This is a genomic window from uncultured Eubacterium sp., from assembly GCF_934295145.1.
Lineage (GTDB): Bacteria > Bacillota > Clostridia > Lachnospirales > Lachnospiraceae > Eubacterium_I.
In genome coordinates this window covers 23069-29938 of record NZ_CAKRAS010000035.1, presented here as the reverse complement: position 1 = coordinate 29938, position 6870 = coordinate 23069, and the positions used below count along the sequence as shown (strand labels likewise).

Annotated in this window: 3 protein-coding genes; 1 reads left to right on the top strand and 2 read right to left on the bottom strand. The window is 45.4% G+C overall.

All coding sequences use genetic code 11. The features are described from left to right. Positions 1–452 (top strand): hypothetical protein (locus tag Q0I54_RS08525; protein WP_296117985.1); only part of this gene is annotated, 452 nt, incomplete at its 5' end. Positions 453–727: 275 nt separating this feature from the next. Here the strand turns inward: Q0I54_RS08525 and Q0I54_RS08520 are convergent. Continuing rightward, a complete protein-coding gene (locus Q0I54_RS08520; RefSeq protein WP_296117984.1) occupies positions 728–2221 on the bottom strand; it encodes a glutamate synthase subunit beta in 1494 nt (497 codons plus the stop codon). Positions 2222–2245: 24 nt separating this feature from the next. Beyond that, positions 2246–6790: a glutamate synthase large subunit gene (gltB, locus tag Q0I54_RS08515; RefSeq protein WP_296117982.1), complete on the bottom strand. Its 4545-nt coding sequence runs from the start codon at positions 6788–6790 to the stop codon at positions 2246–2248. Between the last annotated feature and the right edge of the window lie 80 nt (positions 6791–6870).

The window sequence follows — 6870 nt, the reverse complement described above, 5'->3', positions numbered from 1 at the left end:
CAGGCACGACCGATTTCCTATCTTCGCTGCGCCGCTTATCTCCGACCGCTCCCGCGAACTCACCAACAGCAAAAACGTCTGTTGGCTCAAACACACTCCCGCGGTCGAGCTATGCTCGCTCCGATAACGGAAATCCGTCTACCGCCTCGCCTTGGAGTTTGTTTCATCTTTGTTCCATTTACGCGACGGCACCGCGAAGCGGCATGCCCTTGATCAATCAAAAAAAGAACTGCTACACGGTTGTCGGTGACGGAGAAAATCTACATGTTCTTGAGTTCTTCGCCGTCGGTAACGAATCTGTAGCAGTTCTTTTTTTTATATTGTCAAGGGTGGCGTACGTTGCCAATCCAACAAAATTTATCTCAGTTTATGCAAACGAAAATAATACATCAGGTCTCGTATATGTTCAATTTATATATGAGACAATTTGTAAATCTGCGCATGCAACATAACAAATATTATGCCCATATCTTGTGCGCATGCGTGGCACGCGGTGCCGTCGCGTAAATATGGAAAATCTGGAAACGAAATCCGAGACAAGACGGTAGGGTGATTTTCGTTACCGCAGCGAGCATAGCCCGCCTCCATGAGTGTGTCTGAGCACGCTGTTTTTGCGTGCGAGTTCGCGGAAGGAGGCGGATATAAGCGGCGCAGCGGAGGTAGAAAATCATCCGTGTCTTTCTGAATTTCGTTTCCAGATTTCCTATTTACACAGACAAACAAGAATTTATTGTACCGAAAGATAAGAATATCCCATCAGGCTTTCATCCACTTCTCTGGCTGCTTCGCGTCCCTCACGGATTGCCCATACAACCAGTGACTGTCCTCTGTGCATATCACCTGCGGTAAAGACTTTTTTCACATTCGTCTTGTAACGGCCTTCTTCGGTTTCTACGTTTGTTCTGGCATTTAATTTCACCCCAAAGGCATCTGCCACGTATTTCTCTGTGCCAAGAAATCCTGCTGCGATAAGTACCAGATCTGCATCCAGTTTCTGCTCACTGCCTTCCACCGGAACCATGTTCATGCGACCGGTTTTATCATCTTTTTTCGCTTCCAGTTTTACAGTGATCAGACCTGTCAGATTGCCGTTTTTATCTTTCAGGAACTCTTTTACCGTTGTCTGATAGATTCGCGGATCATGTCCGAATACGGCAATGGCTTCTTCCTGACCGTAATCTGTCTTGCAGATTTTTGGCCATTCCGGCCACGGATTGTTCGCAGCACGCTGATCCGGAGCTTTCGGCATCATCTCAAGCTGTGTTACGGATACTGCTCCGTGACGGATGCTTGTTCCCACACAGTCATTTCCGGTGTCACCACCGCCGATGATCACGACTTTTTTGCCCTTTGCAGAGACAAATTTTTTATCTTTCAGATTGGAATCGAGCAAACTCTTTGTGGTCTGTGACAGGAAATCCACTGCAAAATAAATACCTTTTGCATCTCTGCCCGGTGCATTAATGTCACGCGGATTTTTTGCACCGCAGGCAAGTACCACAGCATCATACTCTTTCATAAGTTTTGCTGCTTTTTCATCTTTTCCCACATTCACGCCGGTGACAAAGTTGACGCCTTCTTCGGTCATCACATTGATTTTCCGGTCGATGATGTGTTTTTCCAGTTTCATATTCGGAATGCCATACATCAATAGTCCGCCAACACGGTCATCGCGCTCATATACAGTTACCAGATGACCTCTTCGGTTTAACTGATCTGCTACGGCCAGACCAGCCGGGCCGGATCCGATGACAGCCACTTTTTTCCCTGTACGCACTTTTGGCGGATTTGCCTTTGCATATCCTTTTTCATATGCATTTTCAATAATTCCGTACTCATTGTCCCGCACGGTGACCGGATCATCATGCAGACCGCAGGTACATGCAGCCTCACACAGTGCCGGGCAGACACGGGATGTAAATTCCGGGAAGTTGTTAGTCTTGTGCAGACGCTCGTAAGCCTGCTCCCATGTTCCCATATAGATCAGGTCATTCCACTCCGGCACCAGATTGTGCAGCGGACAGCCGCTGGTCATGCCCATAAGTGTCATACCTGACTGGCAGAAGGGAACGCCGCATGCCATGCAGCGTGATCCCTGAATCTCCTGTTTTTCCTTTGAGAGGTGGATGTGGAATTCATCAAAATTTTTGATTCTTTCTTTCGGTTCAACCGCTTTGCTTACCTCTCGGTCATATTCCATAAATCCTGTTGGTTTTCCCATTTTAATCCTCCTGTTTTACCGAAATTACGCCTGCTGCTCTAAATTAGCATAAAATGCTTCGATCTGAGCCTGCTCTACGTTGTAGCCTTTTTCTTCCATTTGTACGATGGTTGTCAGCATATGATGATAATCATATGGCACTACTTTTTTGAATTTCGGCAGATATTCTCCGAAGTTATCCAGAATTTCTTTTCCTTTTACGGAATTGGTCAAAGCGACATGTTCCTGAATCAGTTCTTTTAATTCCTGTACATCGTATTTATTGGTCAATTCCTCAGTAAATACCATTTCTTTGTTGGTTCTTGTATACAGATCGTTGTCCTCATCCAGCACGTATGCAACACCACCGCTCATACCTGCTGCGAAGTTCTTGCCTGTTTTTCCGATAACAACTACGCGTCCGCCGGTCATATACTCACATCCGTGATCGCCGACACCCTCAACGACTGCAATGGCACCGGAGTTTCTTACAGCAAAACGCTCTCCTGCCACACCGTTGATAAATGCTTTACCGCTGGTTGCACCGTAAAGTGCTACGTTACCGATGACAATGTTTTCATCCTGACGATATTTGATGCCTTTCGGCGGATATACGACCAGTTTTCCACCGGAAAGTCCTTTTCCGAAATAATCATTGCTGTCACCTTCCAGCTCCAGTGTCAGGCCGTTCGGGATGAAAGCACCGAAACTCTGTCCACCGGCTCCGTTACATTTTACCACGTAAGTATCATCTTCCAGTGTATCTTTGTATTTTCTTGTAATCTCAGAACCAAAAATGGTACCGAAGGAACGGTTGATATTAGAAACATTGATTTCAATGCTTCGTTTCTGTTTCTGCTCAAGTGCTGTTTTCATCTGTTTTAACAGCACTTTCTCATCTGCTGTTTTCTGCAGTTCGAAATCGTATACTTTTTTCGGATCAAAGATCACTTTATCCTTTGAGCTTGCAAACGGATTCTCCAGAATATTCTTCAGATCCAGTTTTGCAGCGTGACCGGTTAAGTTGTCACGTACTTTCAGCAGGTCAGAACGTCCAACCAGCTCATCTACCGTGCGGACACCAAGTTTTGCCATGTATTCGCGAAGCTCCTGAGCGATAAAACGCATGAAATTCATAACATATTCCGGTTTTCCGGCAAAACGTTTTCTCAGTTCCGGATTCTGCGTAGCGATACCAACCGGACATGTATCCAGGTTGCAGACACGCATCATGACGCATCCCATCGTTACCAGTGGAGCTGTAGCAAAACCGAATTCCTCGGCACCAAGCATTGCTGCTACAGCAACATCTCGACCACTCATGAGTTTTCCGTCTGTCTCGATGCGGACTTTATTTCTCAAGCCGTTCATGATCAATGTCTGATGCGTCTCAGCGAGACCAAGCTCCCAAGGAAGTCCTGCATTGTGGATGGAACTTCTCGGTGCAGCACCGGTTCCTCCGTCATAACCGGAGATCAGGATAACCTGTGCACCGGCTTTTGCAACACCGGCTGCGACAGTTCCGACACCTGCTTCTGATACCAGTTTTACAGAAATGCGTGCTCTTGTGTTTGCATTTTTCAAGTCAAAGATCAACTGTTCCAAATCCTCGATGGAGTAAATATCGTGATGAGGCGGTGGTGAGATCAGACTTACACCCGGTGTGGAAAGTCTTGTTTTTGCAATCCACGGATATACTTTTTTACCCGGTAAATGTCCACCTTCTCCCGGTTTTGCGCCCTGTGCCATTTTGATCTGAATCTCCTGTGCGCTGACAAGATAACGGCTGGTTACACCAAATCGTCCGGAAGCAACCTGTTTGATAGCAGAACACCGCTCCGTATCCAGTCGTTCCAGACTCTCACCACCTTCACCGGAGTTGGATTTACCATGTAAACGGTTCATAGCGATGGCAAGTGTCTCATGGGCTTCCTGTGAAATAGAACCATAGGACATCGCACCTGTTTTAAATCTTGTCACAATGGAGTCAACACTTTCTACTTCATCGATTGGAATACCTGACTTCGGATATTTGAAATCAAGCGTTCCGCGGATATTCATAATGTCTGTCTCATTATTGACCAGTTTTGTATACTCTTTAAATAAATCATAGTCCCCACGTTTTGTGGACTCCTGCAGCAGATGGATCGTCTGTGGATTATACAGATGTTTCTGTGCTCCGCTGCGCATTTTGTGATGTCCTTTGCTGTCCAGTGTCAGCTCCGTCTGTAATCCAAGCGGATCAAATGCCATGGAATGCAGCTCGTTGACATCATTTTCAATATCAGAAATCGTGATACCGCCGATTCTGCTGACAGTATCCGTAAAATATTTATCAATAACGCTTCGATCAATACCGATAGCCTCAAAAATCTTGGATCCCTGATAAGACTGGATTGTGGAAATACCCATCTTGGAAGCAATTTTTACAATTCCATGTAATACTGCAGAGTTGTAATCATTGATTGCTGCATAATAATCTTTATCAAGCAGATGATCATCTACCAACTGCTCAATCGTATCCTGCGCCAGATATGGGTTGATGGCACAGGCACCGTAACCAAGCAGTGTTGCAAAATGGTGGATCTCACGTGGTTCACCACTCTCCAGGATCATTGCTACTGCGGTTCTTTTCTTTGTCTGGATCAGATGTTGCTGCATTGCAGAAACTGCCAGCAGAGACGGGATTGCCACATGGTTCTCATCCACGCCACGATCGGAGAGGATCAGGATGTTTGTACCGTCACGGTATGCACGGTCTGCCTCTACAAACAGGCGGTCAATGGCTTTCTCCAGACTTGTGTTTTTATAATAAATAATTGGAACAACGCCAACTTTGAAACCTTCTTTTTTCATATGTTTGATTTTCAGAAGGTCTGTATTTGTCAGGATTGGATTTTTGATCTTCAGTACCTGACAGTTTTTCGGCTCTTCCTCCAGAATGTTTCCATCTTCACCAACATAAACTGTTGTGGATGTGACAATCTCTTCACGGATTGCATCGATTGGCGGGTTTGTAACCTGCGCAAACAGCTGTTTGAAATAGTTAAACAGCGGCTGATGATCATTGGATAATACAGCCAGCGGTGTATCAATACCCATGGCTGCAGTGGATTCTGCACCGGTTTTTGCCATTGGAAGCATAACGGTTTTTACAGACTCATAAGAATAACCAAAGGCTTTCTGGATGCGGTGCAGATCATCGCCGGTGTAACGCGGTACACGCACATTCGGAATCTTCAGATCTTTTAACTCTACCAGATATTCATCCAGCCACTGTCCATAAGGACGTTTCCCTGCATAAGCTTCTTTCAGTTCATCATCGTCGATGACACGGCCTTTGACGGTATCAACCAGAAGCATTTTGCCTGGACGCAGACGGTCTTTTGTAACAACCTTTGTCGGATCTACATCCAGCACACCTACTTCAGATGCAAGGATCAGATAATCATCATCTGTAATGTAATAACGGGATGGACGCAGACCGTTACGGTCAAGGACAGCTCCCATAATATCTCCATCACTGAATACGATGGATGCCGGGCCATCCCATGGCTCCATCATCGTTGCATAATACTGGTAAAAATCTTTTTTCTTCTGACTCATCAGATGGTTGTTTGCCCACGGCTCCGGAATAGTGATCATAACCGCCAGTGGAAGTTCCATACCACTCATTACCAGGAACTCCAGTGTATTATCAAGCATTGCGGAATCGGAACCAGATGTATTGACTACCGGAAGCACCTTGGACAACTGACCTTTCAGGTGTTCAGACTCCATGGTCTCCTCGCGGGCCAGCATCTTATCGGAGTTACCCTTGATTGTATTGATCTCACCATTATGTACCATAAAGCGGTTCGGATGTGCACGCTCCCAGCTCGGATTTGTGTTTGTGGAGAATCTGGAATGAACCATTGCAATGGCAGATTCATAATCCGGATCCTGCAGATCTTTGAAAAACAAACGCAGCTCGTTTACGAGGAACATTCCTTTGTAAACAATCGTTCTGCTTGACAGAGATACTACATAGGTATTGTCGTTAGACTGTTCAAAAACGCGGCGTGCCACATACAGGCGGCGGTCAAAATCCAGACCTTTTTCCACGTCATCCGGACGTTTGATAAATGCCTGCATAATATACGGCATACAGTCTACGGCTTTCTGTCCGATAACAGTCGGATCTGTCGGCACTTCTCTCCATGCCAGCAGCTCTAAGCCTTCTTTTTCAATGATGACTTCAAACATCTTCTTCGCCTGATTGCGCTTTAACTCATCCTGTGGGAAGAAGAACATACCAATTCCGTAATCTCTTTCTTCGCCTAAAAAGACGCCGAGGGATTTCATGGTTTTGGAGAAGAATCTGTGAGATATCTGTAACAGAATACCTACTCCATCACCAGTTTTTCCTTCGGCGTCTTTGCCAGCTCTATGTTTTAAGTTTTCAACAATTTTTAATGCGTTCTCAACCGTTTGATGTGTTTTCACACCTTTAATGTTTACCACAGCACCAATACCGCAGTTGTCATGCTCGAACCTTGGATCGTACATGCCGACAGCCTTGGCGTTGCTCTCGTTCATATGAAGTTTCATATCATTTTCCTTTCTGCAAAAAATACTCTTTTTTATCTGTATCTAACGCGAACTGATTGATTGGATATACTATACCGCTT

Excerpts from the sequence above, each read along its gene's own strand:
- Q0I54_RS08520 (WP_296117984.1), bottom strand. The coding sequence starts at position 2,221 with ATGGGAAAACCAACAGGATTTATGGAATATGACCGAGAGGTAAGCAAA.
- gltB (WP_296117982.1), bottom strand. The coding sequence starts at position 6,790 with ATGAAACTTCATATGAACGAGAGCAACGCCAAGGCTGTCGGCATGTAC.